This is a genomic window from Pseudomonas sp. NBRC 111124 (genome assembly GCF_001320245.1).
Classification (GTDB): Bacteria; Pseudomonadota; Gammaproteobacteria; order Pseudomonadales; family Pseudomonadaceae; genus Aquipseudomonas.
The window spans coordinates 63431-89309 of record NZ_BCBA01000023.1 but is presented as its reverse complement, the minus strand read 5'-3'; the positions used below and the strand labels follow the sequence as shown (position 1 = coordinate 89309).

General features: G+C 63.9%; 25 protein-coding genes. 13 read left to right on the top strand and 12 right to left on the bottom strand.

Annotation, left to right across the window (positions count from 1 at the left end; genetic code table 11):
- On the bottom strand, nucleotides 1–2325 hold a 2325-nt coding region (locus APH28_RS10825; protein WP_060509231.1), incomplete at its 3' end, for a ribonucleoside-diphosphate reductase subunit alpha.
- Nucleotides 2326–2986: 661 nt separating this feature from the next.
- Here APH28_RS10825 and APH28_RS10820 point away from each other — a divergent pair.
- Complete coding sequence (locus APH28_RS10820) at nucleotides 2987–3685, top strand: response regulator transcription factor (RefSeq protein WP_060509229.1); 699 nt, start codon at nucleotides 2987–2989, stop codon at nucleotides 3683–3685.
- Nucleotides 3682–5283 carry an ATP-binding protein gene (locus APH28_RS10815; RefSeq protein ID WP_060509227.1) on the top strand — a complete coding sequence of 534 codons (1602 nt, stop codon included), beginning with the start codon at nucleotides 3682–3684 and terminating at the stop codon, nucleotides 5281–5283. Before APH28_RS10820 ends, APH28_RS10815 begins: the two co-directional genes overlap by 4 nt.
- 3 nt (nucleotides 5284–5286) lie before the next feature.
- Here APH28_RS10815 and APH28_RS10810 read toward each other — a convergent pair whose 3' ends face one another.
- Both APH28_RS10810 and APH28_RS10805 read right to left on the bottom strand, forming a co-directional pair.
- On the bottom strand, nucleotides 5287–5988 hold the full coding sequence (locus tag APH28_RS10810; protein ID WP_060509225.1) for a 4'-phosphopantetheinyl transferase: 702 nt from the start codon (nucleotides 5986–5988) through the stop codon (nucleotides 5287–5289).
- A gap of 67 nt (nucleotides 5989–6055) precedes the next feature.
- Nucleotides 6056–6847: a dienelactone hydrolase family protein gene (locus tag APH28_RS10805; RefSeq protein WP_060509223.1), complete on the bottom strand. Its 792-nt coding sequence runs from the start codon at nucleotides 6845–6847 to the stop codon at nucleotides 6056–6058.
- A gap of 128 nt (nucleotides 6848–6975) precedes the next feature.
- On the opposite strand from APH28_RS10805, the gene APH28_RS10800 reads away from it, so the two are divergent.
- The 4 genes from APH28_RS10800 to APH28_RS10785 all read left to right on the top strand — a co-directional run bounded on the left by APH28_RS10800 (nucleotide 6976) and on the right by APH28_RS10785 (nucleotide 11332).
- On the top strand, nucleotides 6976–7581 hold the full coding sequence (locus APH28_RS10800) for an outer membrane protein (protein WP_060509221.1): 606 nt from the start codon (nucleotides 6976–6978) through the stop codon (nucleotides 7579–7581).
- Between the two features lie 113 nt (nucleotides 7582–7694).
- On the top strand, nucleotides 7695–8372 hold the full coding sequence (locus APH28_RS10795) for a response regulator (RefSeq protein WP_060509219.1): 678 nt from the start codon (nucleotides 7695–7697) through the stop codon (nucleotides 8370–8372).
- The gene (locus APH28_RS10790; RefSeq protein WP_060509217.1) at nucleotides 8369–9715 is read left to right on the top strand and encodes an ATP-binding protein; all 1347 of its coding nucleotides are present in this window, start codon (nucleotides 8369–8371) and stop codon (nucleotides 9713–9715) included. The genes APH28_RS10795 and APH28_RS10790 overlap by 4 nt, the downstream gene beginning before the upstream one ends.
- A 294-nt stretch (nucleotides 9716–10009) precedes the next feature.
- A complete protein-coding gene (locus APH28_RS10785) occupies nucleotides 10010–11332 on the top strand; it encodes a dicarboxylate/amino acid:cation symporter (RefSeq protein ID WP_060509215.1) in 1323 nt (440 codons plus the stop codon).
- A gap of 53 nt (nucleotides 11333–11385) precedes the next feature.
- On the opposite strand, the gene APH28_RS10780 is transcribed toward APH28_RS10785, so the two are convergent.
- Together APH28_RS10780 and APH28_RS10775 are read right to left on the bottom strand one after the other, a co-directional pair.
- Nucleotides 11386–11880 carry a SprT family zinc-dependent metalloprotease gene (locus tag APH28_RS10780; protein WP_060509213.1) on the bottom strand — a complete coding sequence of 165 codons (495 nt, stop codon included), beginning with the start codon at nucleotides 11878–11880 and terminating at the stop codon, nucleotides 11386–11388.
- Nucleotides 11881–12026: 146 nt separating this feature from the next.
- Nucleotides 12027–12626, bottom strand: coding sequence for a Yip1 family protein (locus APH28_RS10775; RefSeq protein WP_060509210.1), 600 nt, complete (start codon nucleotides 12624–12626; stop codon nucleotides 12027–12029).
- Nucleotides 12627–12889: 263 nt separating this feature from the next.
- Between APH28_RS10775 and ttcA the strand changes: the two genes are divergently transcribed.
- Both ttcA and APH28_RS10765 read left to right on the top strand, forming a co-directional pair.
- The gene (gene ttcA / locus APH28_RS10770) at nucleotides 12890–13714 is read left to right on the top strand and encodes a tRNA 2-thiocytidine(32) synthetase TtcA (protein ID WP_027918067.1); all 825 of its coding nucleotides are present in this window, start codon (nucleotides 12890–12892) and stop codon (nucleotides 13712–13714) included.
- A 4-nt stretch (nucleotides 13715–13718) separates the two neighbouring features.
- Complete coding sequence (locus APH28_RS10765; protein ID WP_060509208.1) at nucleotides 13719–14390, top strand: DNA-3-methyladenine glycosylase I; 672 nt, start codon at nucleotides 13719–13721, stop codon at nucleotides 14388–14390.
- A gap of 31 nt (nucleotides 14391–14421) precedes the next feature.
- Here APH28_RS10765 and APH28_RS10760 read toward each other — a convergent pair whose 3' ends face one another.
- From APH28_RS10760 to arsC, 3 genes are read right to left on the bottom strand one after another with little or no spacing between them, the layout of a single operon-like run.
- Complete coding sequence (locus tag APH28_RS10760) at nucleotides 14422–14835, bottom strand: DUF2069 domain-containing protein (protein WP_060509206.1); 414 nt, start codon at nucleotides 14833–14835, stop codon at nucleotides 14422–14424.
- Nucleotides 14828–15433 carry an NAD(P)H:quinone oxidoreductase gene (gene wrbA, locus APH28_RS10755; RefSeq protein ID WP_060509204.1) on the bottom strand — a complete coding sequence of 202 codons (606 nt, stop codon included), beginning with the start codon at nucleotides 15431–15433 and terminating at the stop codon, nucleotides 14828–14830. The genes APH28_RS10760 and wrbA overlap by 8 nt, the downstream gene beginning before the upstream one ends.
- Complete coding sequence (gene arsC / locus APH28_RS10750; protein WP_060509202.1) at nucleotides 15430–15783, bottom strand: arsenate reductase (glutaredoxin); 354 nt, start codon at nucleotides 15781–15783, stop codon at nucleotides 15430–15432. Before arsC ends, wrbA begins: the two co-directional genes overlap by 4 nt.
- An 85-nt stretch (nucleotides 15784–15868) precedes the next feature.
- On the opposite strand from arsC, the gene APH28_RS10745 reads away from it, so the two are divergent.
- Nucleotides 15869–16333 carry a TlpA disulfide reductase family protein gene (locus tag APH28_RS10745; RefSeq protein WP_060509200.1) on the top strand — a complete coding sequence of 155 codons (465 nt, stop codon included), beginning with the start codon at nucleotides 15869–15871 and terminating at the stop codon, nucleotides 16331–16333.
- 36 nt (nucleotides 16334–16369) lie between these two features.
- On the opposite strand, the gene APH28_RS10740 is transcribed toward APH28_RS10745, so the two are convergent.
- The 4 genes from APH28_RS10740 to APH28_RS10725 form a co-directional block, all read right to left on the bottom strand.
- On the bottom strand, nucleotides 16370–16774 hold the full coding sequence (locus APH28_RS10740) for an META domain-containing protein (protein WP_060509199.1): 405 nt from the start codon (nucleotides 16772–16774) through the stop codon (nucleotides 16370–16372).
- A complete protein-coding gene (locus tag APH28_RS10735) occupies nucleotides 16771–17208 on the bottom strand; it encodes a hypothetical protein (RefSeq protein WP_060509197.1) in 438 nt (145 codons plus the stop codon). The genes APH28_RS10740 and APH28_RS10735 overlap by 4 nt, the downstream gene beginning before the upstream one ends.
- Before the next feature lie 31 nt (nucleotides 17209–17239).
- Nucleotides 17240–18229 (bottom strand): 2-hydroxyacid dehydrogenase, encoded by a 990-nt coding sequence (locus tag APH28_RS10730; protein ID WP_060509195.1) that lies wholly within the window; start codon nucleotides 18227–18229, stop codon nucleotides 17240–17242.
- 151 nt (nucleotides 18230–18380) lie between these two features.
- Entirely contained in the window at nucleotides 18381–21140 is a 2760-nt protein-coding gene (locus tag APH28_RS10725) for a response regulator (protein WP_060509193.1), read from the bottom strand.
- A gap of 193 nt (nucleotides 21141–21333) precedes the next feature.
- On the opposite strand from APH28_RS10725, the gene APH28_RS10720 reads away from it, so the two are divergent.
- The 4 genes from APH28_RS10720 to rlmD all read left to right on the top strand — a co-directional run bounded on the left by APH28_RS10720 (nucleotide 21334) and on the right by rlmD (nucleotide 25839).
- Entirely contained in the window at nucleotides 21334–22050 is a 717-nt protein-coding gene (locus tag APH28_RS10720; protein WP_060509190.1) for a response regulator transcription factor, read from the top strand.
- 3 nt (nucleotides 22051–22053) lie between these two features.
- A complete protein-coding gene (locus APH28_RS10715; protein WP_060509188.1) occupies nucleotides 22054–23454 on the top strand; it encodes a sensor histidine kinase in 1401 nt (466 codons plus the stop codon).
- A 126-nt stretch (nucleotides 23455–23580) separates the two neighbouring features.
- Nucleotides 23581–24480, top strand: a complete 900-nt coding sequence (cysM, locus tag APH28_RS10710) for a cysteine synthase CysM (protein ID WP_060509186.1) — start codon at nucleotides 23581–23583, stop codon at nucleotides 24478–24480.
- Nucleotides 24481–25839: a 23S rRNA (uracil(1939)-C(5))-methyltransferase RlmD gene (gene rlmD, locus APH28_RS10705; protein WP_060509185.1), complete on the top strand. Its 1359-nt coding sequence runs from the start codon at nucleotides 24481–24483 to the stop codon at nucleotides 25837–25839.
- The last annotated feature ends 40 nt before the right edge of the window (nucleotides 25840–25879 follow it).

Sequence of the window (25879 nt, the reverse complement as noted above, 5' to 3'; positions counted from 1 at the left end):
GATGGTCGCGGTTGGCGCGATGGCCATGATGTTCGAGTTACGAATGCCTTTCTGCACGCGGGCACGGACCGGTGCCCAGTCCAGCGACTCTTCCAGGTTGACGTCGATGTACTTCTGGCCGCGGGCTTCGATCAGGATCTGTTGCGAATCCAGCGGCAGGATGCCCTTGGACCACAGCGAACCCTGGAAGGTCTCGTAGGCGCCACGCTCGTCGGCCAGGTCGCAGGAAGCCTGGATCGCGAAGTAGCTGACCGCTTCCATCGACTTGTCGGCGAACTCGACGGCAGCGTCGGAACCGTACGGGATGTGCTGCAGGTACAGCGCATCCTGGAAGCCCATGATGCCCAGGCCGACCGGACGGTGCTTGAAGTTCGAGTTACGCGCTTGCGGCACCGAGTAGTAGTTGATGTCGATCACGTTGTCGAGCATGCGCACGGCGGTGTTCACGGTGCGTTGCAGCTTGGCGGTGTCCAGCTTGCCATCGACAATGTGGTTCGGCAGGTTGATCGAGCCCAGGTTGCAGACCGCGATCTCGTCCTTGTTGGTGTTCAGGGTGATCTCGGTGCACAGGTTCGAGCTGTGGACCACGCCCACGTGCTGCTGCGGCGAACGCAGGTTGCACGGGTCCTTGAAGGTCAGCCACGGGTGGCCGGTCTCGAACAGCATCGACAGCATCTTGCGCCACAGGTCTTTGGCCTGGATGGTCTTGAACACCTTGATCTTGTTGTACTCGGTCAGGGCTTCGTAGTACTCGTAACGCTCTTCGAAGGCCTTGCCGGTCAGGTCGTGCAGATCAGGCACTTCCGACGGCGAGAACAGGGTCCACTTGCCGTCATCGAAGACGCGCTTCATGAACAGGTCAGGGATCCAGTTGGCAGTGTTCATGTCGTGTGTACGACGACGGTCATCACCGGTGTTCTTGCGCAGCTCGATGAATTCTTCGATGTCCAGGTGCCAGGTTTCCAGGTAGGCGCACACGGCGCCTTTGCGCTTGCCACCCTGGTTCACGGCAACGGCGGTGTCGTTGACCACTTTCAGGAACGGCACGACGCCCTGGGATTTGCCGTTGGTGCCCTTGATGTAGGAACCCAGTGCGCGCACAGGGGTCCAGTCGTTGCCCAGGCCACCGGCGAATTTCGACAGCATGGCGTTGTCGTGGATCGCGTGGTAGATGCCCGAAAGGTCATCCGGCACGGTGGTCAGGTAGCAGCTGGACAGCTGCGGGCGCAGGGTACCGGCGTTGAACAGGGTCGGGGTCGAGGCCATGTAGTCGAACGACGAGAGCAGGTTGTAGAACTCGATCGCACGGGCTTCTTTCTCTTTCTCTTCCAGCGCCAGGCCCATGGCCACACGCATGAAGAACACCTGCGGCAGTTCGAAGCGCACGCCATCCTTGTGGATGAAGTAGCGGTCGTACAGGGTCTGCAGGCCCAGGTAAGTGAACTGCTGGTCGCGCTCGTGGTTGATCGCCTTGCCCAGTTTTTCCAGGTCGAAGTCGGCCAGTGCCGGGTTCAGCAGCTCGAACTCGATACCTTTGGCCACGTAGGCGGGCAGGGCTTTGGCGTACAGGTCGGCCATCTCGTGGTGAGTGGCGCTGTCGGCAACGTTGAGGAAGCCCAGGCCTTCGGCACGCAGGGTGTCCATCAGCAGGCGGGCGGTAACGAACGAGTAGTTCGGCTCACGCTCGACCAGGGTACGGGCGGTCATCACCAGGGCGGTGTTGACGTCCTTGATGGCCACGCCGTCGTACAGGTTCTTCAGGGTTTCGCGCTGGATCAGGTCGCCATCGACTTCGGCCAGGCCTTCGCAGGCCTCACTGATGATGGTGTTCAGGCGCGCCATGTCCAGCGGCGCCAGGCTGCCGTCGGCCAGGGTGATGCGGATGCTCGGGTGCGGTTCGACCACGGAATCGGCGTTGCTGCGTGTAGCACGCTCTTTGGCGCGCTGGTCGCGGTAGATCACGTAGTCACGGGCGACTTTCTGCTCGCCGGCGCGCATCAGGGCCAGTTCGACCTGGTCCTGGATTTCTTCGATGTGGATGGTGCCACCCGATGGCATGCGACGCTTGAACGTGGCGGTGACCTGCTCGGTCAGGCGCGCGACGGTGTCGTGGATGCGCGACGAGGCAGCGGCGGTGCCGCCTTCAACTGCGAGGAACGCCTTGGTGATGGCCACGGTGATCTTGTCGTCGGTGTAGGGGACGACAGTGCCGTTGCGCTTGATCACGCGCAGTTGGCCCGGAGCGGTGGCGGCCAGATCCTGGTTGGCATCGGCGGCCTGCGGCACCTTGGCCTGCGGGTTCTCGCGAGTTGTGTCGGTTTGCATGGGTGGGTGTCTCCACAGTTTCTATAGTGTTCAGGCGCCTTTTGGGCGCCCACCGTTCCGTCCACTTGCTCGATGGCCCTGGCGAGGATGCGTCATGCACGCGCATCCACCCGCTCGGGCGTACCGACTTCGGGACAGATCAGGAATAAGGGGCAATAACCTGCCGCTCCCTGGCCGAAGTCAAATGCTTACCGGGATGACCCCGAAAGCTGTTGCTCTCAATGCTTCCGCTGGAGCGGTTTGGCTGATGAAACCACCTAAAGTTCTGCGAGAAAAATCGCTTGAATTTCTGCGCTGACTGGTGTTGGTGACGAGAGGTCAAACCCAACATCTAGTGGTTTGTCGCGATAGGGATACAAGATAATGCGGTCTTGGGGGCTTTGCAAGGCAATCGCCTGTGGATAAGTTGTGCGTACTTTGTGAGTGAATAGTGGGTATTCCCTGTAGGCCTTGTGCCAAGAGGTTTGCACTATTTTTCACAGGGCTGCTGCCGCCAAGGAGAATTTTTCGGGCGCGCACCCTACCACAAAAAACGGTTCAGTCGAGCCTGCCGCCGGGCCGGTTGGCAGTGCCGCCGGGCGGCACGTAGTATCCGGGGGTGATGTTGCCTTTTGGTTAAAGGCCGGTACGACAGAAAAACAACAATTCAAAGGCAAAGGCCATGGACCAACCCAGCAACCGCATCCTCATCGTCGAAGACGACCAACGTCTGGCCGAGCTTACCGCCGAATACTTGCAGGCCAACGGTTATGAAGTCGCCGTGGAGGGCGATGGCGCCCGCGCCGCCCGGCGTATCGTCGACAGCCAGCCGGACCTGGTGATCCTCGACCTGATGCTGCCCGGTGAAGATGGCCTGAGCATCTGCCGCCGGGTGCGCGGCCAGTACCCCGGCCCGATTCTGATGCTGACGGCCCGCAGCGACGAACTCGATCAGGTTCAGGGCCTGGACCTGGGCGCCGACGACTACGTGTGCAAACCGGTGCGCCCACGTTTGCTGCTGGCGCGGATCCAGGCCCTGCTGCGGCGCAGTGAAAGCCCCGACACCAAGCGCCACGACCTGGCCTTCGGCCCGTTGCGCATCGACAATCGCCTGCGCGAAGCCTGGCTTGGGGCGCAGCAGATTGACCTCACCGGCGCTGAATTCGACCTGCTCTGGCTGCTGGCCAGCAATGCCGGGCGGGTGCTGTCGCGCGAACAGATCTTCACTGCCTTGCGCGGGGTCGGCTACGACGGCCAGGACCGCTCCATCGACGTGCGCATTTCCAGGATTCGCCCCAAAATCGGCGACGATCCGATCCACCCGCGGCTGATCAAGACGCTGCGCAGCAAGGGCTACCTGTTCGTCGGCGATGCCCCATGAACCACTCCATCTTCCTGCGCATCTATGGCGGCATGCTCGCTGTACTGGTGCTGGTGGCGCTGCTCGGCGTGCTCAGCCTGCACCTGGTCAACGAAGTGCGTGCGGCCCAGCACCGCGAGCGTCTGGCCCAAGGCACGTTCAGCCTGATGGCCGACAACCTGGCGCAGCAGAACGAAACCGAGCGCAAGCGCTCGCTGTTGATGTGGGAGCGCTTGCTGGGCGTGCCGTTGGAGCTGCAGCCGATGTCGGCGCGCACCCTTGATGGCGGCCAGCGTGCTCGCCTGTACCGTGGCCTGGTGGTGGTGGAGAAGACCGGGCCGCACTCCGCCCAGGTACTGCGCAAGGTCGGCCAGGAGGACCTGCTGCTGGTGGCCCAGGTCAAGCAGGTCAGCGAGCAGCTGGCGCGCGCTACCCTCTATCTGTTGGCCGATGAGCTGGTGCGCTACCCGGTGACCGAGCAGCAGCAGCGCCTGGCAGACATAACCCAGAGCAAGGGCTTCGGCTTCGGCGTCGCCCTGCAGCGTATCGAGCGGGTCGGCCTGGACGACGACCAGCGGCGCCGGGTGGAGGAGGGTGACACGGTGATGGCCCTGGGCCGTGACGGCGATTCGATCCGTGTGTTCGCCGGCCTGCCAGGTTCGCCGCTGGTGCTGGAGATCGGCCCGCTGTATCAGCTCAACCCTTATCCGCCGCAGTTGCTGATCCTCATCGCCTTCCTTGGTCTGTGTCTGATCGGCCTGGTGGTGTATCTGCTGGTGCGCCAGCTGGAGCGGCGCGTGGCGGGCATGCAAATCGCCGCCACGCGCATCGCCCAGGGCAGCCTGGACACGCGGGTGCCAGCGGGTGATGCCGACTCGGTGGGGCGCCTGGCCGCGGCCTTCAATGGCATGGCCGAGCACCTGCAGCGCTCGCTGAACATGCAGCGCGAACTGGTGCGGGCGGTGTCCCACGAACTGCGCACCCCTGTGGCACGCCTGCGCTTCGGCCTGGAAATGCTCGAAAGCGCGGCCACCGAGCAGGCCCGCGCCAAGCACCTGGCCGGCATGGATGGCGACATCCAGGACCTGGACAAGCTGGTTGACGAGATGCTGACCTACGCACGCCTGGAGCAAGGTGCACCGGCGCTGAAGTTCCAGCGGGTCGAGCTGGATGCCTTGTTCGATCGGGTGATCGAAGAGCTGGCGCCACTCAACAGCAAGGTCCGCTTGCTGCGTGGGGCGTGCCAGGCCAACGACGGCTGTTGGGTCGAGGCCGAGCCGCGTTACCTGCACCGTGCGCTGCAGAACCTGGTGAGCAATGCCCTGCGTCATGCCGGCAGCGAGGTGCGCTTGAGCTACCAGCTGGGCCAGCAGCGTTGCCGCATCGATGTGGAAGATGATGGCCCGGGCATCCCCGAAGGAGTCTGGGATCGCATCTTCACACCTTTCACCCGGCTCGACGACAGCCGCACCCGCGCTTCGGGTGGGCATGGCCTGGGCCTGTCGATCGTGCGGCGGATCATCTATTGGCACGCTGGCCGCGCCACGGTGGGGCGCAGTGAAGCGCTGGGCGGCGCCTGCTTCAGCCTCAACTGGCCGCGTGAGCAGGCCCCGCAGTAAGGCTCAGACGCTTACCAGGCTGAGCAGGTGGCCGTCCTGCAGGCAGAACTGACCTTCGACTGCGGCGCCATGTTGCCATTCGGGCGACAGATCGGTGAGCAGGCGTAAACGGGCCAAACCGTCGGCGGACCACGCCAACACCTCGGCGTGCTCGAAATAGAAGCGCTGCCGGGTCAGCGGGTAAAGCGCCTTGAACAGGCTTTCCTTGAGCGAGAAGGTCAGGGTGACCGTCAGGCCCAGCTGGCTACGGTCCAGACGCTCGCGTTCGGCGGGCGTCAGGATCTCGTTCATCAGCCGTTCGGCACGCGCGTCGTCGAGCAGTGCCTCTTGATCCAGGCCCAGGCTGCGGCAAGCGCCATCGGCAGCCACCACGGCGGCGGCCCAACCTTTGCCATGGGTGATCGAGCCATGGATGCCGGCGGGCCAGATCGGCGAGCGGTCCTCATGGGTGCCGGGGATGTAGTCGCGGCCATCCAGGCGCTGCAGCGCGGCCCGGGCGCAGACACGGCCGGCCAGGTACTCGGCCTGGCGCTTGGCCACAGAGCGTTGCAGGCTGGCGCTGGGCACGATGCCGGCGCGCTGGAAGTCGTCGGTGGCCAGGTGGGCGGGGTCGAAGGTGCAACTGACCAGCACCGCGCCGGGCAGTGGGCGGGGCAGGGGCCAGTGGTGCTGGAGCGGGGCGCAGCAGGCGGGGAGTGTGTTCATGGTGGGTATTGTGCCAGCCGCGAGGCTTGCGTGGGAGCCGGGGCCGCACAGCGGCCCCCAGCGATTTTTACTTGAACACCTGCTTGAAGAACGCCTGCATGTCCGCCCAGGAGCTCTTGTCCGCGGCCTCGTTGTAGCCAATGTCCGGACCACCATGGTCGCCATGGCTCAGTCGGTCCGCATCCGGGTTGGTGAACCCATGCTTGGCCCCGGGGATGCTGACGAACTGGTAATTGACCTTGGCCGCATCCATCTCTTTCTTGAACGCGTCAACCTGCTGCGGGGTGACCATGCTGTCTGCCGCACCGTGCTCGACCAGCAAGTATGCCCGCACAACGCCCGGCTTGGCTGGTGTCTGGGTGGCCAGCGCGCCGTGGAAACTCACCACGCCATCCAGGTGTGCGCCCCGGCGTGCGGCATCCAGCACCACCTTGCCACCGAAGCAGTACCCTACCGCGCCGAGCTTGTGCTTGTCGGTGTAAGGCTGCTTCTTCAGCAGGTCCAACCCGGCGTCAAAGCGCTTGGCCGACGCCTCCGGGTCTTTCATCGCCTCGGTCATGAACGCCTGGGCGTCCTGCGGATGTTCGGTGTGCTTGCCTTCGCCATACATGTCGATGGCCAAGGCGCTGTAGCCCAGCCCTGCCAGATCGCGCGCACGGCGTTTGGCGTAGTCGTTCAGCCCCCACCACTCGTGCACCACCAGCACCCCCGGGCGCTCGCCCTTCACGGCGTCGTCGTAGGCGTAGTAGCCGATCAGCGCTGTGCCGTCGGCATCTTGGTAACGGATCTCGCGGGTTTGCACCGCCGCTTGGGCGAGGGCGGCGCTGCACATCAGGGTCAGGGCCAGCAGGGCACGCATGTTCACTACTCCTTGTTTGCCAACAGATCGTTCAGCCGCAGTTCAGCCAGGGTTCAGCCGCGGTTCAGGGCACCCTGCTTACTCTAGCTTCCAGACCGCAACACTGCCTTCATCTGGAGTACCGTGCCATGAAAACCTTCAACTCCCTGCTCGCCGCCATGGCTGTATGCGCCGCTGGCATCACCAACGTCCAGGCTGCGGACGAGAACTTCGCCAGCCTGACCTACGGCCAGACCAGCGACAAGGTACGCAAGTCTGGCTTGCTGCAGAGCAATACCGACCACCTGAACGCCGACGGCATCATCGGCAAGGACGATACCTGGGGCGTGCGCCTGGGCAAGGTCAATGACCAGAGCCGTTACTACATGACCTACGATAACGTTTCCGGTGACCACAGCGGCTACAAGCTGCGCCAGGAAAACCTGCTCGGCAGCTACGACCTGTTCCTGCCGGTGGGTGACACCACCAAGCTGTTTGGCGGTGGCAGCCTGGGCATGACCAAGCTGACCCAGGATTCGCCGGGGGCAAGCCGTGATACCGACTACGGTTATGCAGTGGGCTTGCAGGCCGGTGTGATTCAGGAAATCACCGACAAGGCTTCGATGGAGTTGGGGTACCGTTATCTGCGCACCAACGCCGCAACCGAAGTAGGCGCCAGTGGCGGACCGAAGGAAGGTACCTTGCGCCTGACCAGCAGTGCACAGACCTACTTGGCCGCAACCTACAAGTTCTGACCCGCGAGCCGGGTTATTCTGTACCGGCCCTCTCGCGGGACAAGCCCGCTTCTGTAGGAGCGGGCTTGTCCCGCGAAAGCGCCGGTACAGGCAACACATAATAGGAGCCTTGAATGAAACTGCTGGTGGTCGAGGATGAAGCCCTGCTGCGGCACCACCTCCATACACGCCTGGGCGAAAGCGGCCATGTGGCCGAAGCCGTGGCCGATGCCGAAGAGGCCCTGTACCAGGCCGAACACTTCCATTTCGACCTGGCCATCGTCGATCTCGGCCTGCCCGGCATCAGCGGGCTGGAACTGATCGGCCGCCTGCGCAGCCAGGGCAAGACCTTCCCCATCCTCATTCTTACCGCTCGCGGCAACTGGCAGGACAAGGTCGAAGGCCTGGCCGCCGGTGCCGACGACTATCTGGTCAAGCCGTTCCAGTTCGAGGAGCTTGAAGCGCGGCTGAACGCCTTGCTGCGCCGTTCCAGTGGTTTCACCCAGTCGACCATTGCCGCCGGCCCCCTGGTTCTGGACCTCAACCGTAAGCAGGCGACCCTGGATCAGCAGCCGCTGGCGCTGACCGCCTACGAGTACCGCATCCTCGAATACCTTATGCGTCATCACCAGCAGGTGGTAGCCAAGGATCGCCTGATGGAGCAGCTCTATCCCGGTGACGAGGAGCGCGACCCCAATGTCATCGAAGTGCTGGTCGGCCGCCTGCGCCGCAAGCTGGAAGGCGTGAATGGTTTCAAGCCGATTGATACGGTACGCGGCCTGGGCTACCTGTTTACCGAGCGCTGCCGATGATCCGTTCGCTGCGGGTGCGCCTGATGCTCGCGGCGGCAGTGCTGGCGTTGCTGTTCATGCTGGCGCTGTTGCCGGCCTTGCAGAAAGCCTTCAGCCTGGCCCTGCAGGAATCGATCGAGCAGCGCCTTGCCTCGGACGTGACCACACTGATCTCCGCCGCGCGCATCGAGCATGGCCAGCTGAAAATGCCCGACCTGCTGCCGGACGAGCGCTACAACCTGCCGTACACCGGCCTGCTGGGGTACATCTTCGACCGCGACGGCAACCTGGTCTGGCGCTCACGTGCCACTTCCGACCGGCACATCAATTACCACCCGCGCTACGACGGGCGAGGCAATGAGTTCGCCCGCATTCATCAGGACGACGGCGAAGAGTTCTTCGTCTACGACGTCGAGGTCAAGCTGCTCGGTGGCCAGAGCGCGGCTTACAGCATCGTCGCCCTGCAGCCAGTGAGCGAGTACAAGGCCACGCTCACTGGCCTGCGCGAAAAGCTCTACCTGGGCTTTGGCGCGGCCCTGCTGGCCTTGCTGGTACTACTCTGGGCCGGCCTGACCTGGGGGCTGCGCTCATTGCGTCGGTTGAGCATCGAACTGGATGAGGTGGAGTCCGGCGCTCGCGATGGCCTCAGCGGCGAGCACCCGCGCGAACTGCTGCGCCTGACCCGATCGCTGAACCGGCTGCTGAGCAGTGAACGCGAGCAGCGCACCCGCTATCGCGACTCACTGGGCGATCTGGCGCACAGCCTGAAGACACCCTTGGCGGTGCTGCAGGGTGTGGGCGAGAGCATGCAGCAGCGTGCTGGCGAACGCGAACAGGCCCAGGTGTTGCAGAGCCAGATCGAGCGCATGAGTCAGCAGATCGACTACCAGTTACAGCGTGCCAGCCTGCGCAAGAGCGGCCTGGTGCGTCACCGCGTGCTGTTGCTGCCGGTGCTGGAAAGCCTGTGCAGCACGTTAGCCAAGGTCTACCGCGACAAGCGGGTCGAGGTTGACCTGGATGTGCCGGCGCAGTCGCATGTGCCAATGGAGCAGGGCGCGTTGCTGGAGTTGCTGGGTAATCTGCTGGAAAACGCCTACCGGCTAAGCCTGGGGCATATACGGGTCAGCCTGCGGCAATCACCCGGCAAGCTGACGCTGTGCATCGAGGACGATGGCCCAGGGGTGCCGGCCGACCAGCGTGAGCGGATTCTCGAGCGTGGCGAACGGCTGGACCGGCAGCATCCGGGTCAGGGCATCGGCCTGGCGGTGGTCAAGGACATCGTCGACAGCTATGACGCCGAACTGACCTTGGTTGAATCGGCGTTGGGCGGAGCCGCCTTCTGTATCACCTTGACTCTTGATTGACCTGTAGCTCGGGCGGATTCCCGCCACATCCTTTGTACATTTCCCGCCATCGGGCGGAAATCCGCCACCTCTCCTCGGAAAACTTGCCCCGTCGTTGTGCATTTGAAACCCGTAAACATTGCCTCTGCACCCAAGATGGGCATTTTGGCATCGCCCTTGCTATCTCACTTGGCAGAGGCCTGCCCAGGCAGCTCGAACACAACGACAAATCCCTCCAGGTGCAGGAGGGTTAGCGATTCAGGTGCTTGCACACCCTGGGAAGGGTGAAGCTGGCACACTTGAGGAAAATGAGCCATGACGACACGTCAGCCGCTGTACAAATCCCTGTATGTCCAGGTGTTGGTCGCCATCACCATCGGTATCCTGCTCGGCCACTTCTACCCCGAAACCGGCGTCGCCCTTAAGCCCTTGGGAGATGGTTTCGTCAAACTGATCAAGATGGTCATCGCGCCCATCATCTTCTGTACCGTGGTCAGCGGCATCGCCGGCATGCAGAGCATGAAGTCGGTCGGCAAGACCGGCGGCTACGCGCTGCTGTACTTTGAAATCGTCTCCACCATCGCCCTGATCATCGGCCTCGTGGTCGTCAACGTGGTCCAGCCGGGCGCTGGCATGCACATCGACGTCAGCACCCTGAACGCCAGCAGCGTGGCCGCCTATGCCGCCGCCGGCGCGCAGCAGACCACCGTCGGCTTCCTGCTCAACATCATCCCCAACACCGTGGTCGGCGCCTTCGCCAACGGCGACATCCTGCAAGTGCTGATGTTCTCGGTGATCTTCGGCTTCGCCCTGCACCGCCTGGGCAGCTACGGCAAGCCGGTGCTGGACCTGATCGATCGCTTCGCCCATGTCATGTTCAACATCATCAACATGATCATGAAGCTGGCGCCAGTCGGTGCCTTCGGCGCCATGGCCTTCACCATCGGCCAGTACGGCGTGGGTTCGCTGGTGCAGCTGGGCTACCTGATGGCGTGCTTCTACATCACCTGCCTGCTGTTCGTGCTGGTGGTGCTGGGCGGTATCTGCCGCGCTCACGGCTTCAGTGTCCTCAAACTGATCCGCTACATCCGTGAAGAGCTGATGATCGTGCTGGGTACTTCCTCCTCGGAATCGGCCCTGCCACGCATGCTGGCCAAGATGGAGCGCCTGGGCGCGAAGAAATCGGTGGTTGGCCTGGTGATCCCGACCGGCTACTCGTTCAACCTCGATGGTACCTCGATCTACCTGACCATGGCTGCGGTGTTCATCGCCCAGGCCACCGACACCCACATGGACATCACCCACCAGATCACCCTGCTGCTGGTGCTGCTGGTCGCGTCCAAAGGGGCTGCCGGCGTGACCGGTTCGGGCTTTATCGTCCTGGCTGCCACCCTGTCGGCCGTCGGCCACCTGCCGGTTGCCGGCCTGGCGCTGATCCTCGGCATCGACCGCTTCATGTCCGAGGCCCGCGCCCTGACCAACCTGGTCGGCAACGCCGTGGCCACCGTGGTCGTGGCCAAGTGGGTGAAGGAGATGGACGACGACAAGCTGGCCTCCGAGCTGGCGTCCGGTGGCGCGCCGCTGGAGTTGTCGGTTCCTACCGATGACCTGGGTGTCGCAGAAACCCCGGTTCGTTGATCCTGGTGCTGTAATAAAGAAGGCGACCCTCGGGTCGCCTTTCTTGTGCCTGGCTATTCGACACGGGTTTCACCGCTGTACACCAGAATCTCCCGGCAGCGCCGGCACAGGTAGCGCCGCCCCTGGCGCACCAGCTTGTGCCGCTGCGCGGTAAACGGGAAGTCAGCCTCGGGGCACGGGCAGCGGTAGATGTAGCGGGTTACCACGCGCCGCTGCACTTCATAGTTGTGGCAGCGATTGGGCGGCAGTTCATAGACCCCGCGCATGATCAGCTGCCACTCCTCGCCGTGGGCCTGGATGCGGTCACCAAACAGTTGGTGGGCCACCAGGTGCGCCACTTCATGGGCCACGGTCTGGCGCAGGAAGTCGTCCTGGTTCTCGCGATACAGTTGCAGGTTGAAGCGCAGCAGGTTCTCGTGCAGGTGGGCGACACCGGCCTTCTGGCCGCGCAGCTTGAAGCTGACTTCCGGGCGTGGGAAGGGGCGTTTGAAGAAGGCTTCGGCTTGCTGGTAACAGGTTTCGACGCGTTCTTTGAGCAGCTCGGGCATGGCGGGGTGGTTCTCCTGACCGGGCATTATGCCGCAAGCGTGGCGCCGGTGCCGAGCCACCGGTCAGCAGGCAGGCATCGGCTGGGCAGACAAAGGCCGCCTTGCGGCGGCCCCTGGCTTGATGCCCTATGTTGGCTGGATCTGATCTAGTTGGTGTACATGGGCCCCACGCCCAAACCCCAGATGATCACGGTTGCGGCCATGATCGCCACCAGCACCACGAGGCCCACCGCAAGCACCGAGCTTGAGAACAGGAAGCCTTCATCTGATGGTATGTTCATGAAGGTCGGCAAGCCGACGTACAGCAGATACACGGTGTAGCAAATGGCAGCGGTCCCCACCAGCATGCCCAGCCATAGGTGCGGATAGAGCGCCGCCAGGCCGCCGAGGAACAGCGGGGTAGCGGTGTAGGTGGCAAAGGCGATGCATTGCGCCATGGATGGGTTGGCGTCGTAGGTGCGGGCCATCCAGTGTATGAATGCCCCCATCACCGCGACCCCGGCGAGCATCGCCACGTAGGACATGATGCTCATCCAAATGGCACTTTCCATGGTCAGCATCACGGCTGGCCGGCCACCGATCACCCAGCCCACCTGGGTTGTGCCAATAAAGGCCGAAACGGCGGGGATTGCCGCCAGAATGAGGGTATGAGTAAGGTACATGTGGCTGATGCTTTCTTCTTCGCCACGAATCTCCCGCCATTCCTGGTCGGGATGGGTAAACAGCCCCACAACGTGATGAATCATGCCGGTCACTCCTCTCAATGTTGCCAATCGCCCCCCACGTGGAGCGCAAGCGGCCCGAGGCCAGGACACCGAAGCAGAACGGTAATGTGGCCTTATGTCGCAGTATAGGAAGCCAATCCCTGCACAAACCCGGCGTTTTAGAGCAAATTGCGCTGTCACGGCCGTTGTTGATTCCCTTGAAGTCTTTATCGGAATCCCTACAGGTGCGCGTGGTTTGTGCGTAAAATAGCCGGCTTTTGTCACACCTCGCGGATCCAAGCGCTATGGGCACCCTCTCGGTCAACCAGAACAAACTGCAAAAACGCCTGCGTCGTCTCGCCGGCGAAGCCATCACCGACTACAACATGATCGAGGATGGCGACAAGGTCATGGTCTGCCTGTCCGGCGGCAAGGACAGCTACACCATGCTCGACGTTCTGTTGCACCTGCAGAAGGTGGCACCGATCAAGTTCGAGATTGTCGCGGTGAACATGGACCAGAAGCAGCCGGGCTTCCCCGAGCATGTGCTGCCGGCATACCTCAAGGAATTGGGCGTCGAGTACCACATCGTCGAGAAGGACACCTACTCGGTGGTCAAGGAGCTGGTACCCGAAGGCAAGACCACCTGCTCGCTGTGCTCGCGCCTGCGTCGTGGCACCTTGTACACCTTCGCCGATGAAATCGGTGCGACCAAGATGGCCCTGGGGCATCACCGCGACGACATCGTCGAAACCTTCTTCCTCAACATGTTCTTCAACGGCGCGCTCAAGGGCATGCCGCCGAAGCTGCGCGCCGACGATGGACGCAACGTGGTGATCCGCCCACTGGCCTACTGCAGCGAGAAGGACATCCAGGCCTACTCGGACATGAAGGAATTCCCGATCATCCCGTGCAACCTCTGCGGCTCGCAAGAGAACCTGCAGCGTCAGGTGGTCAAGGACATGCTGGTGGAGTGGGAGCGCAAGCACCCGGGCCGTACCGAAAGCATCTTCCGCGCCATGCAGAACGTGGCGCCGTCGCAGCTCGCCGACCGCAACCTGTTCGACTTCACCAGCCTGAAGATCGACGAGAACGCCACCCCGCGTTTCCTCGACGTGGTGAACATCTGAGACCATGCGCGATTACCAGTGGCTGCACGCGTACTGCCTGAACCGCTTCGGCTCGGCCCAGGCACTGGAGGCCTTCCTGCCGCAGCCGCGCACGCCGGCGCAGTTGCGCGAAATCGCTGACGACCGCTACCTGTCGACCTTGGCCCTGCGCGTGTTCCGTGCCGGGCTCAAGCACAGCCTGGTGGATGCCAAGTGGCCGGCGTTCGAGCAGGTATTCTTCGGTTTCGACCCGGAGAAGGTGGTGCTGATGGGCGCCGAGCACCTCGAGCGGCTGATGCAAGACGCACGCATCATCCGCCACCTGGGCAAGCTCAAGAGCGTGCCGCGCAATGCGCAGATGGTCCTCGATGTCGCGAAGGAGAAGGGCAGCTTCGGCGCGTTCATCGCCGACTGGCCGGTGACCGATATCGTCGGGTTGTGGAAGTACCTGGCCAAGCACGGTAACCAGCTGGGTGGGTTGTCAGCACCGCGGTTCTTGCGCATGGTCGGCAAGGACACCTTCATCCCTACCGAGGACATGGCGGCCGCGTTGATCGCGCAGAAGGTGATCGACAAGCAACCGACCAGCCAGCGCGACCTGGCCCTGGTGCAGCAGGCCTTCAATCAGTGGCACGAAGAGAGCGGTCGGCCGCTGTGCCAGTTGTCGGTCATGCTGGCGCATACCGTCAACCATTAAGGTTCTTGGGGCCGCAAAGCGGCCCCCAAACTCAACTGCCTTCGCCCGCCATGCGCCGTTCGAACTGAAACTTCCAGCGCACATACAAAAGCCCGGCAATGAACAGCCCCAGGCTGACCAGCACCTCGACCCAGCCAAACACCGCCCGCGCCGGGTCGAATGCCGCCAGCACGCCCTTGATGAAATAGATATTCACCACGAAGCAGGTCCAGGCATGCGCGCGGGCGCTGCCCATCAGCATGCCCGGTAGCAGCAACAGCAGCGGCACCAGCTCGATCGCCAGGATCACTTCGACCCGTGCCCCATGCAGGTTGGCGAACCACAGGTTGTTCACCACCAGCAGCGCGATCAGGCCAAAGAAGCATGCCAGGCTCAACGCCCGCGCCAGGCGCAGGCGCGGCGCCAGCCATTCGAGTGACGGCAACACCTTGGGCCTTTTAGCCACGCGTGGCCTCCAGGGCCTTGGCCGTGGTCGCCAGGCGTTGGCCCAGGGCGCGGCACAAAGCGATTTCGTGTTGATCCAGCTCGCGCTTGCCATCGGCACCGGCATGATGGCTAGCGCCGTAAGGGGTGCCACCGCCACGGGTTTCGAGCAGTGCCGATTCACTGTACGGCAGGCCCATCACCAGCATGCCGTGGTGCATCAGCGGCAGCATCATCGACAGCAGGGTGGTCTCCTGGCCGCCGTGCAGGCTGGCGGTGGAGGTGAACACGCCAGCCGGCTTGCCGACCAGTTCGCCACCCAGCCACAGGCTGCTGGTGCCATCGAGGAAGTACTTCAGCGGTGCGGCCATGTTGCCGAAGCGGGTCGGGCTGCCCAGCACCAGGCCGGCGCAGTGGCGCAGGTCGTCGAGGGTGGCGTACAGCGCGCCGCTGGCCGGGATGTCCGGGGCCACCGCTTCGCATTCGGTGGAAATCGCCGGTACCGTGCGCAGGCGTGCTTCCATGCCGGCCAGCTCGATGCCACGGGCGATGTGTCGGGCCATCTCGCTGGTCGAGCCGTGGCGGCTGTAATACAGCACCAGGATGAACGGCGCGCTCACGGCAGGATCTCCAGCACCTTCTCGGGAGGGCGACCGATGACGGCCTTGTCATCGGCGATCAAGATTGGCCGTTCGATCAGCTTGGGGTGCTGGACCATCGCGTCGATCAGCTGCGCGTCGCTCAGGGCCGGGTTACCGAGGTCGAGGGCCTTGTATTCGTCTTCGCCGCTGCGCAGCAACTGACGCGGGGCGATGCCCAGCTTGCCGAGCAGAGCCTTGAGAGTAGCCGCGTCGGGCGGCGTTTCCAGGTAGCGCACGATGGTCGGTGCCAGGCCGCGTTGTTCGAGCAGTTCCAGCGCGCCGCGGGATTTCGAGCAGCGCGGGTTATGATAGAGCGTCAAGTCAGTCATGTCGGGTCGCATCCAGCTGGGTGTGGCGGCTATTCTAACCGCAGCGACTGACCTATTTGCTTGAAACTTCGAGAAGGATTGACCCATGGCAAGGCGTCTGGCAGCAGTACTGGCCATCACCGCGAGCCTTTTGCTCGGTGGTTGCGGTGCCGATTACGGCGTGGACCAAGATGGCAAGACGGTAAAGGCGGAACAGATCGACGGGCACTGGGTAGTGCTCAATTACTGGGCCGAATGGTGTGGCCCGTGCCGCACCGAGGTACCAGAGCTGAACCAGGCAGCCAAGCAGTGGGCGGCCGACGGCGTCAGGGTGGTCGGGGTGAACTTCGATGGCCTGCAGGGCCCGGAGCTGAAGCAGGCGGCGCAAGCCTTGGGCATCGACTTCACCGTGCTCGCCCAGGACCCGGCCGAGCGCTATGACCTGCCACGTAGCGAGGCGCTGCCGGTGACCTACATCATCGATGACAAGGGCAAGGTGCGTGAACAGTTGATGGGCGAGCAGACCCTGGAAGGGTTGCAGGCCAAGATCAAGGCGCTCAAAGGCGCCTGATGCAATTAGGGCCGCTGTGTGCGGCCCCAAGGATCTTCAGCCTTCTTCAGGCCAGAAGCGCAGCGGTTTGCCTTCGGCCGGCCAGAAGCGCATCTGCTCGATGGGCGATACATCCCAGCGCTGCACGGTCTCCAACGCCTGCAGGAAGTGCTTTTCCTGCTCCATCAGTGCCGGGGCGCACAGCTTGCGGGTTTTGCCGACCTTACCGAAGCTCAAGTGCTCGCCTTCCAGCGTGTACGGCGCAAACCAGTGGTTGCAGCCGGCATTGCCGTAGGCCCGGCCATCGCTGGCCAGGGTCAGGGTCAGGTGACTGTAGTCGATCAGCGGACGCTCGCCGATCCACTCCAGCACGTAGCTGCGTTCCTGCTGCAGCTTCGAAGGTTCGGCGGCACAGCCGAGCAGGCCGGTGGCAATCAGCGCGCCGGTCAGCAGATTCTTCACTCGGCGCTCTCCTGGCAACGCGGGCACAGGTGCTTGGCGCCACGGCTGGCCCAGCCCAGTTCGGCGATACGGGCGCTGGCAGCCGGCTGACGGGCCGCCTTGCCGAGTTTGGCGTCGACGGCGAACTCGAAGTCCAGCACTGCGTCGCAGCTGTCGCACTCGACCTTCCAGGTGAGAATTTCCAGTTCGTTGAACACTGGGCCGCTGGCCACGGCCACCCACTGGCCGCGCGGGTTGATCAGGTGACGCACGCTGTCCACGGTCAGGCGCATGGCCAGGTCCTTGCTGCCCTTGAGGGTCACGATCAAGACGTCGCCCTTGTGCATCGAGCCACCGTTGCCGGTCACCTGGTAACGGCCCGGAGCCAGGGCACGGCACTCGATCAAGGTGTGTTGCGGGTTGAAAAGGGTGTAGCGGAAATCGTGCTCGACCATGGGTCCTCCAGAAATGCCGCGTATCCTAGCATCAACCGCTGACCAGATTCTGCGGATTACCCGCCGCCCAGCGGATGATGTTGTCCAGGGTGGTGGCGGCGATTGCATCCAGTGCCTCGCGGGTCAGGAAGGCCTGGTGGGCGGTGATGATCACATTAGGGAAGGTCAGCAGCCGCGCCAGCACATCATCTTGCAGCGGCAGGTCGGAACGGTCTTCGAAGAACAGCTGGGCTTCCTCTTCATAGACGTCCAGGCCCAGGTAGCCGAGCTGGCCGCTTTTCAGGGCATCGATCAGCGCCGGCGTGTCGACCAGTGCACCGCGGCCGGTGTTGATCAGCATCGCGCCCGGCTGCAGCTGGCTCAGGCTTTGCGCATTGATCAGGTGCCGGGTGTGCTCGGTCAGCGGGCAATGCAGGCTGATGATCCGCGCCTCGCGCAGCAGGTCGGGCAGTTCCAGGTAGCGGGCCCCCAAGGCCAGCAGTTCCGGGTTGGGGTAGGGGTCGTACGCCAGCAGCTCGCAGCCGAAACCGGCCATGATGCGGGCGAAGGCCGCGCCAATCTGGCCAGTGCCGACCACGCCGACGGTTTTGCCATGCAGGTCGAAGCCGGTCAGCCCATGCAAGGTGAAGTCCCCTTCGCGGGTGCGGTTGTAGGCGCGATGGAGGCGGCGGTTGAGCGCCAGGATCAGGGCCACGGCGTGCTCTGCCACGGCATGCGGCGAGTAGGCCGGCACACGCACCACTGCCAGGCCAAGATGCTGCGCGGCGGCCAGGTCGACGTGGTTGTAACCGGCCGAGCGCAGGGCGATCAACCGTGTGCCGCCGGCGGCCAGGCGCTGCAGTACCTGAGCGTCCAGTTCATCGTTGATGAAGGCGCAGACCACTTCGTAACCCTGGGCCAGCGGGGCAGTGTCGAGGGTCAGGCGGGCGGGCTGGAAGTGCAGGTCCAGGGCGCTGTGGCCGGTGGCCTGGGTGAAGCTTTCCTGGTCGTAGTGCTGGCTGCTGAACAACAGAACGCGCATGGTCAGGTCCTCTCTGGGAGCAACTGTCTTGCTCGAAGCTTATGGCAGGTGCGATCCCTGTGGGAGCGGGTTTACCCGCGAAGCAGGCAACGCGGTGAATCGCACGGGCTTCGCCCGTGTCCGCGGGTAAACCCGCTCCTACAGGTAGGTGTCATGCGCTCAACCTGGCCTGGGCAGCGAGGCGGTTGATCGCCGCATCCAGCTCATCCAGCGCCTGCTGTGCCTGTGGGCTGTCCTGCTTGAGCAACGTCTCGCTGCGCTGGCAGGCCGCGCGCAGCTGGGGCACGCCGCAATAACGCGAGGCACCGTTGAGCCGGTGCACCTGCTCGATCAGCGTCGCCTGGTCATCCGTTTCGCGTGCGGCGCGAATCGCCTGGCGGTCGCTTTCCAGCGACGCCAGCAGCATGGCCAGCATGTCGGCAGCCAGGTCCGGCTTGCCGGCGGCCAGGCGCAAACCTTCGTCCGGGTCAAGCACCGGCAGCTCATGGCCGTCGCCATGCGGCTCGCTGGCCTGCTCCAGCGGTGGTGCGCCCAGGCTCAGCCCGGTCCACTTCATCACCACCTGGGCCAGCTGCCGCTCGCTGATCGGTTTGGTCAGGTAATCGTCCATGCCGCTGTGCAACAGGGCGCGCTTCTCGTTGGCCATGGCATGGGCAGTCAAGGCGACGATTGGCAGCGGGCTGCCGCTCTGGGTCTTTTCCCACAGGCGGATCTGCTCGGTGCACGCGCGGCCGTCCATGCCTGGCATCTGCACGTCCATCAGCACCATATCGAAGGGTTCGGCCTGGACTGCCTTTACGGCGGCATAGCCATTGTCGACTGCCAGCACTTCGGCGCCCAGGTCTTCGAGCAGCGTCTGTACCAGCAGCAGGTTGGCGGCGTTGTCGTCGACGCAGAGTATCTTCGCCCGCGGCTGGCCGTTGCTGGCCAGCCCCGGCTCGGCCAGCGGCCGGCGCGGTTGCACCAGCTCCAGCAGCAGGCGGCGCAACTTGCGCGTGCAGGTCGGTTTGGACAGCAACTGACCATGGCCATTAGGCAGGTAGGGGTGGTACAGCCCCTGTTCGGTGGTTGGGCACAGCACCACGCATTGGCAGTGCAAGCGCTCCAGCTGCTGGTTGTACTGGCCGAGCTGCTCTGGCGAAAGCGTGCCGAGGTTGGCGCCGAGCACCGCGAATTCGAAGGGCATGCCTGCCTGGAAGCCCGCCTGCACACCCTGCAGCAACTGGTCGTAGGAGGCGAACAGGCTGACGCTCAGGCCGCAATCTTCGAGTTGGTGCTCCAGGGCCTGGCGTGCCAGCTCATGGCCATCGACAATAGCCGCCCTGCGGCCGAGCAGCGGTTGCAGCGGCTGCTCCTCGAGGTCGTCATGGGCCTTGGGCAGGCTTAGGCTGATCCAGAACTGCGAGCCTTCGCCCGGCGTGCTGTCGACGCCGATCTCACCGCCCATCTGCTCGATCAGACGCTTGGAAATCACCAGCCCCAGGCCAGTACCGCCGGGCTGGCGGGCCAGCGAATTGTCGGCCTGGCTGAAGGCCTGGAACAAGGTGCGCACATCCTGCGGCGACAGACCGATGCCAGTGTCCTGCACGCTGATGCGCAGCTGGGCGCTGTCTTCCTGTTCGTCATCAAGCATGGCCCGGACAACGATGGTGCCTTCGCGGGTGAACTTGATCGCATTGCTCACCAGGTTGGTGAGGATCTGCTTCAGCCGCAACGGGTCGCCGATCAGCGACGACGCCGTATCGCGGTAGATCAGGCTGAGCAGCTCGAGCTGTTTGGCGTGGGCGGCGGGGGCGAGGATGGTCAGCGTGTCCTGGACCAGGTCGCGCAAGTTGAACGGGATGCTGTCGAGCACCAGCTTGCCGGCTTCGATCTTGGAGAAGTCGAGGATCTCGTTGATGATCCCCAGCAGGTTGTCGGCGGACTTCTCGATGGTGTTCAGGTAATCCAGCTGCCGCGGGGTCATCTCGCTTTTCTGCAGCAGATGGGTGAAGCCAAGGATGCCATTGAGCGGGGTGCGGATTTCGTGGCTCATGTTGGCCAGGAACTCCGACTTGATGCGGCTGGCCTCCAGGGCCTCCTTGCGCGCCATGTCCAGCTCGATGTTCTGGATCTCGATGGTTTCCAGGTTCTGGCGAACGTCCTCGGTGGCCTGGTCGATGCTGTGCTGCAGCTCCTCGTGGGCCCCATGCAGGGTCTCGGCCATGCGGTTGATGCCGTGGGCCAGTTCGTCAAGTTCGTGGCTGCCCATGGCCGGCAGGCGTTCGTCGAGGTGGCCGTCCTTGAGCTGGTTGACCGCATGCTTGATGCGTGCGATCGGGTCATTGATGGTGCGGCTCATGCGCATCGCCAGCAGGGCAGTAAGGGCCAGGCAGGCAAGGATCAGCAGCACGCTGGTGAACAGGTTGCGGTAGCCACGCAGCAGCGTGCCGTCGTGGGACAGTTCGATCTCGACCCAGCCAAGCAGGCGCTCGGTCTCAGCCGGTACGGCATCGGTGGCCAGGTCGCGGTGGTGGCCGAATACTGGCATCAGGTAGCGTGTAGCGTCGTTGCCAGTGCGCTGCAACAACTGCGTGCCGGTACCGCCACTGGGGGCCTGGTTGATCATGCTCGGGCCAGCATGGGCCAGGCGGCTGCGGTCAGGGGCGAGGAAGGCCACAGCACGCACATCGGTTTGCTCAAGGGTTTGCGCGGCGATGCGCTCCAGCTGGGCAGGCGTCTGCCGTGCCAAGGCCGGTGCGGCCAGCGGAGCCAGCTGCTCGGCGAGCATCTTGCCGCGCTGCAGCAGCTGGGTGCGCAACTGGTCTTGCTGCAGCCAGGTGAAATAGCTGCCCAGTACCAGCGCCATCAGGCTGGCGGGCAACAGTGCCAGCAGCAGCACCCGGCTTCTGATTCCCAAACGATCGAGCACACTCGCCTCCTGTGATGTGCCTGGGTGCCGTCGTCATCGCGACGGAACAAAGCGGAAAGTTACTCCGCTGGCTGCGCTAATGCACCCTTTGTCTGTCATTTCATTGTCTGGCCCAAGCGTTGGTCGCTGGGCGGTTGCCTGGACGGTGAGCATGCACAATAATTGCGCAACTGAGAATGGATGGCAGTTGCCAATGAATCCTGTAACTAATTACACCTCCCGCATCCTGGCCATCGAGGACGATCCGGTCCTGGGTGCCTACCTGCATGAAGAATTGCAGCGAGGCGGCTTCAAAGTCACCTGGTGCCGCAATGGCCTGGATGGCCTGGAGGTGGCGGGGCGGCAAGCCTTCGACGTGGTGCTGATGGACATCCTGCTGCCTGGCCTGAACGGGCTGGACGCCCTGTCCCGCCTGCGTCAGCGCAGCGCCACGCCGGTGATCCTGATGTCGGCGCTGGGCGCAGAGGCCGACCGCATCAGCGGCTTCCAGCGCGGTGCAGACGATTACCTGCCCAAGCCCTTCAGCATGGCCGAACTGCAGGTGCGGATCGAAGCGATCCTGCGCCGGGTTGCCCTTGAGCGCCGTCATCAGCCGCCGCTGGAGGCTGCCGAAGGTGTGTTGCAGTTCGACGATGGCCTGTGCGACGTCAGCCTGGGGGGGCAGCCCGCCGGCATGACCCCCAGCGAGTATCGTCTGTTCGACATCCTTTACCGCAATGTCGACGAGGTGCTGAGCAAGCCCTTCCTTTATCAGCAGGTACTGCAGCGTGGCTACTCGCGGCACGACCGCAGCCTCGACATGCACGTCAGCCAGATCCGCCGCAAGTTAAAAGGGGTCGGCTACCACGAGCGGCAGATCCGCACGGTGTGGGGCAAAGGCTACGTGCTCAGCGTCGGCGAAGCGGAGTAAGCCATGCTCGATCGCCATTCGCTGTTCTGGAAGCTGGCCATCCTGCTGGTGGGCTTTTGCCTGTTGATGATCGGCCTCAGCTACACCTGGGGGCGCCACATGGAAAACCGGAACGCCTTTCTCGACCCGCCGGCCCGTCAGGTGCTGCGCGACTATGCCAGTGAAGCGGAAAAGGCCTGGCGCGACGGCGGGCGAGCAGGGCTGGACCGCTGGGTGGCGGCGATGCACCAGCGCGAGCACGGCTGGATCGGGGTGCTCGACCTCAACCTGCGGCCTTTGGACAGCGCCGTTCTCGGCCCCGAGATCATGCAGCGGCTCACCCGCCTGCGAGGCGTCGACTGGCCCATGAGCCGGCGCAGCGTCGACCAGCCCTGGTTGCGCATTCCGTTTCCCAACGCACCGGAGCAGGGCATGCTGGTGATCGAGCTGCCGCAGCGGCTCAACCCTGGTCATTATCGGTTCCTCTGGCAGATCGTCACCAACGGCATCATTCCCGGTCTGTTCACCTTGCTGCTGTGCGTCGGCCTCTACCGCATGCTGATCGTCCCGCTAAACCAGTTACGCGAGCAGGCCAATGCCTGGCGCGCTGATCAGCTCTCGGCACGCCTGGACTCACGCACCACTTCCCGGCATGACGAGCTGGGCGAGCTGGCCCGCGCGTTCGATCAAATGGCCGAGCGACTGCAAGGCACTGTGGTGCTGCAACAGCAACTGCTGCGCGACCTGTCCCATGAGATGCGCACTCCGCTCAGTCGCCTGCGCGTGGCCTGCGACGGCGAGACCGACCTTGCGCGCCTGCGTGAACGCCTGGAGCGTGAGGTGGACTGTATGCAGCAACTGGTCGAGAACACGTTGCAGCTGGCTTGGCAGGATGCCGAGCGTACGCCGATGAACCTCGAGCCGATTCAGGTTCAGGCGCTGTGGGACCTGCTGGCCGAGGATGCCAGCTATGAAAGCGGCTGGCCGGTCGAGCGGTTGCGCTGCGAGCTGCCGGGCAATTGCTGGGTGCAGGGCAACCTCAACCACCTGGCCCAGGCCGTGGAGAACATGCTGCGCAATGCCATCCGCCATTCGCCGGAAAACGGCCTGGTGCGGTTGGGTGGGCAGCGCGAGGGCGGGTATTGGCGATTGTGGCTGGAAGATGAAGGCGGGGGTGTGGCCGAAGACGATCTGGAGCGGATCTTTGCGCCGTTCTCCCGGCTTGATGGTTCGCGTCCGGGGGATGGCGGTTTTGGCCTGGGGCTGAGCATTGCCCGTAGCGCGATCCAGCGCCAGGGTGGGACTTTATGGGCTGAGAATGGCACATCAGGGCTCAGGCTGTGCATGCGGCTGCCGATTCATGTGCCGGCCACTTCGCGGGCACGCCCGCTCCCACAGGGTGGCGCGGTCCCTGGGAAGGTGTGAGCGTGGCTGGGAAGCATGCGGCACCGTTATAGCCTGTAGCTATATCGACCACAGATTGCGTGATATGGCCGGGAAGGGTTTGCCGGTATGATAGGCACCCCTGCCGTCCGGATTGTGAAATACGCCATGACCTTGCAGTACCCAACCATCGCCGATTGCGTCGGCAATACGCCCCTGGTTCGCCTGCAGCGCATCGCTGGCGAAACCAGCAATACCCTCCTGCTCAAGCTCGAAGGTAACAATCCCGCCGGCTCGGTGAAAGACCGCCCGGCGCTGTCGATGATCACCCGCGCCGAACTGCGCGGCCAGATCAAGCCAGGCGACACCCTGATCGAGGCCACCTCCGGCAACACCGGCATCGCCTTGGCAATGGCGGCAGCGATCAAGGGTTACAAGATGATCCTGATCATGCCCGACAACTCCACCGCCGAACGCAAGGCAGCGATGACCGCCTACGGCGCCGAGTTGATTTTGGTGAGCAAGGAAGAAGGCATGGAAGGGGCGCGCGACCTCGCCGAAAAACTGCAGGCCGAAGGCCGCGGCCTGGTGCTCGACCAGTTTGCCAACGGTGATAACCCGATCGCCCACTACAGCAGCACCGGCCCGGAGATCTGGCAGCAGACCCAGGGCACCATTACCCATTTCGTCAGCTCCATGGGCACCACCGGTACCATCATGGGCTGCTCCCAGTACCTCAAGGAGCAGAACCCCAACGTGCAGATCGTCGGCCTGCAGCCGATGGAAGGCGCGGCCATCCCCGGTATCCGCCGTTGGCCCGAGGAGTACCTGCCGAAGATCTTCGATGCCACCCGCGTCGACCGTGTGGTGGACATGTCCCAGCAGGAAGCCGAAGACACCATGCGCCGCCTCGCCCGCGAAGAGGGCATTTTCTGTGGCGTGTCTTCCGGTGGTGCGGTGGCAGCCATGCTGCGTCTGTCCCGCGAAGTTGAAAACGCCGTGATGGTCGCGATCATCTGTGATCGCGGCGACCGTTACCTGTCCACCGGCCTGTTCGACCCGAGCTAAATGTCCAAGAAAAAAAGCAACAGCGGCCTGCGCTTTCAGCCGGCCGGCGGCAACCGTACGCCCCAGGTCCCCGTGGGCAAGAAGCAGCGCCTGGAGATCGAGCGCTTGGCCGGTGACGGCCGCGGCATCGCCTTCCTCGAGGGGCGCACCTGGTTCGTCAGCGGCGCCTTGGCCGGTGAAGCGGTCGAAGCTCGCGTGCTCAATGCCCGCGGCAAGGTGGTCGAGGCGCGCCTGGAGCGGGTACTGCAAGCCAGCCCCGAGCGCCGCCAGGCGCCGTGCCGCCACTACGCGCGTTGCGGCGGCTGCAACCTGCAACACCTGCCACACGAAGCCCAACTGGCGCTCAAGCAGCGCACCCTGGCCGAGCAGCTGCAACGGGTGGCCGGCGTGCAGCCCGAGGAATGGGCCGCGCCCCTGAGCGGGCCGGAATTCGGCTACCGGCGCCGGGCGCGGGTGGCGGTGCGCTGGGATGTGAAGGCTAAGCACCTGGATGTCGGTTTCCGTGCTGAAGCCAGCCAGGAAATTGTCTCTATAGATGACTGCGCCGTACTGGTACAGCCTTTGCAATCTATTCTTCGCCACTTGCCGACCGTGCTGCGCTCGCTGAGCAAGCCGCAGGCGATCGGCCACGTGGAGCTGTTCAGCGGCACCGCCGAAGCCGTGCTGGTGCGCCATGTGGCGCCGCTGCCGGCGGATGACCTGGCGCGCCTGCAGGCGTTCTGCGACGAGGCCAATGCGCAACTCTGGCTGCAGGGTGAAGGTGAGCCGGCACCTGTGGACGCCGAGGCGAAACTGGGCTTTACCCTTGCGCCTTGGCAGCTGGAACTGGCCTGGCGCCCGGGCGATTTCGTCCAGGTCAACGCTCAGGTCAACACGGCGATGATCGAGCAGGCCCTGGCCTGGCTCGCGCCGCAAGCTGACGAGCGTGTGCTGGACCTGTTCTGCGGCCTGGGCAACTTCGCCTTGCCGCTGGCGCGACAGGCACGTGAAGTGGTGGCGGTGGAGGGTGTACAGGCCATGGTCGATCGGGCCGCAGCCAATGCCCGGAACAACGATGTGCATAACGCCGCGTTTTTTCAGGCCGATTTATCGCAGCCTTTGGCAGGCGCCGGATGGGCCGCCGAGGGCTTTTCTGCGGTACTCTTGGATCCACCGCGCGACGGTGCATACGAGGTGGTGCAAGGCATCGCCCGCCTCAACGCCAAGCGCTTGGTGTATGTATCGTGCAACCCGGCCACGCTGGCGCGAGACGCCCAGGTGCTGGTCGGCCAGGGGTACCGGTTAAAAAGGGCCGGGATTCTCGACATGTTTCCTCAGACGGCGCATGTCGAAGCCATGGCGTTATTCGAAGCGGGCTAGCGAACTGGCCCCTTGGTGCGGCTTCCACGGAAGCGAAGCT

Bases quoted from the DNA above. Each gene is read 5' to 3' on its own strand.
- APH28_RS10720 (WP_060509190.1), top strand. From the start codon at position 21,334: ATGAATCCTGTAACTAATTACACCTCCCGCATCCTGGCCATCGAGGAC.
- APH28_RS10800 (WP_060509221.1), top strand. From the start codon at position 6,976: ATGAAAACCTTCAACTCCCTGCTCGCCGCCATGGCTGTATGCGCCGCT.
- APH28_RS10745 (WP_060509200.1), top strand. From the start codon at position 15,869: ATGGCAAGGCGTCTGGCAGCAGTACTGGCCATCACCGCGAGCCTTTTG.
- APH28_RS10785 (WP_060509215.1), top strand. From the start codon at position 10,010: ATGACGACACGTCAGCCGCTGTACAAATCCCTGTATGTCCAGGTGTTG.
- APH28_RS10810 (WP_060509225.1), bottom strand. From the start codon at position 5,988: ATGAACACACTCCCCGCCTGCTGCGCCCCGCTCCAGCACCACTGGCCC.
- APH28_RS10765 (WP_060509208.1), top strand. From the start codon at position 13,719: ATGCGCGATTACCAGTGGCTGCACGCGTACTGCCTGAACCGCTTCGGC.
- APH28_RS10775 (WP_060509210.1), bottom strand. From the start codon at position 12,626: ATGATTCATCACGTTGTGGGGCTGTTTACCCATCCCGACCAGGAATGG.
- arsC (WP_060509202.1), bottom strand. From the start codon at position 15,783: ATGACTGACTTGACGCTCTATCATAACCCGCGCTGCTCGAAATCCCGC.
- cysM (WP_060509186.1), top strand. From the start codon at position 23,581: ATGACCTTGCAGTACCCAACCATCGCCGATTGCGTCGGCAATACGCCC.
- APH28_RS10735 (WP_060509197.1), bottom strand. From the start codon at position 17,208: ATGGTCGAGCACGATTTCCGCTACACCCTTTTCAACCCGCAACACACC.
- APH28_RS10715 (WP_060509188.1), top strand. From the start codon at position 22,054: ATGCTCGATCGCCATTCGCTGTTCTGGAAGCTGGCCATCCTGCTGGTG.
- APH28_RS10780 (WP_060509213.1), bottom strand. From the start codon at position 11,880: ATGCCCGAGCTGCTCAAAGAACGCGTCGAAACCTGTTACCAGCAAGCC.
- APH28_RS10815 (WP_060509227.1), top strand. From the start codon at position 3,682: ATGAACCACTCCATCTTCCTGCGCATCTATGGCGGCATGCTCGCTGTA.
- APH28_RS10790 (WP_060509217.1), top strand. From the start codon at position 8,369: ATGATCCGTTCGCTGCGGGTGCGCCTGATGCTCGCGGCGGCAGTGCTG.
- APH28_RS10730 (WP_060509195.1), bottom strand. From the start codon at position 18,229: ATGCGCGTTCTGTTGTTCAGCAGCCAGCACTACGACCAGGAAAGCTTC.
- ttcA (WP_027918067.1), top strand. From the start codon at position 12,890: ATGGGCACCCTCTCGGTCAACCAGAACAAACTGCAAAAACGCCTGCGT.
- APH28_RS10820 (WP_060509229.1), top strand. From the start codon at position 2,987: ATGGACCAACCCAGCAACCGCATCCTCATCGTCGAAGACGACCAACGT.
- APH28_RS10805 (WP_060509223.1), bottom strand. From the start codon at position 6,847: ATGCGTGCCCTGCTGGCCCTGACCCTGATGTGCAGCGCCGCCCTCGCC.
- rlmD (WP_060509185.1), top strand. From the start codon at position 24,481: ATGTCCAAGAAAAAAAGCAACAGCGGCCTGCGCTTTCAGCCGGCCGGC.
- APH28_RS10795 (WP_060509219.1), top strand. From the start codon at position 7,695: ATGAAACTGCTGGTGGTCGAGGATGAAGCCCTGCTGCGGCACCACCTC.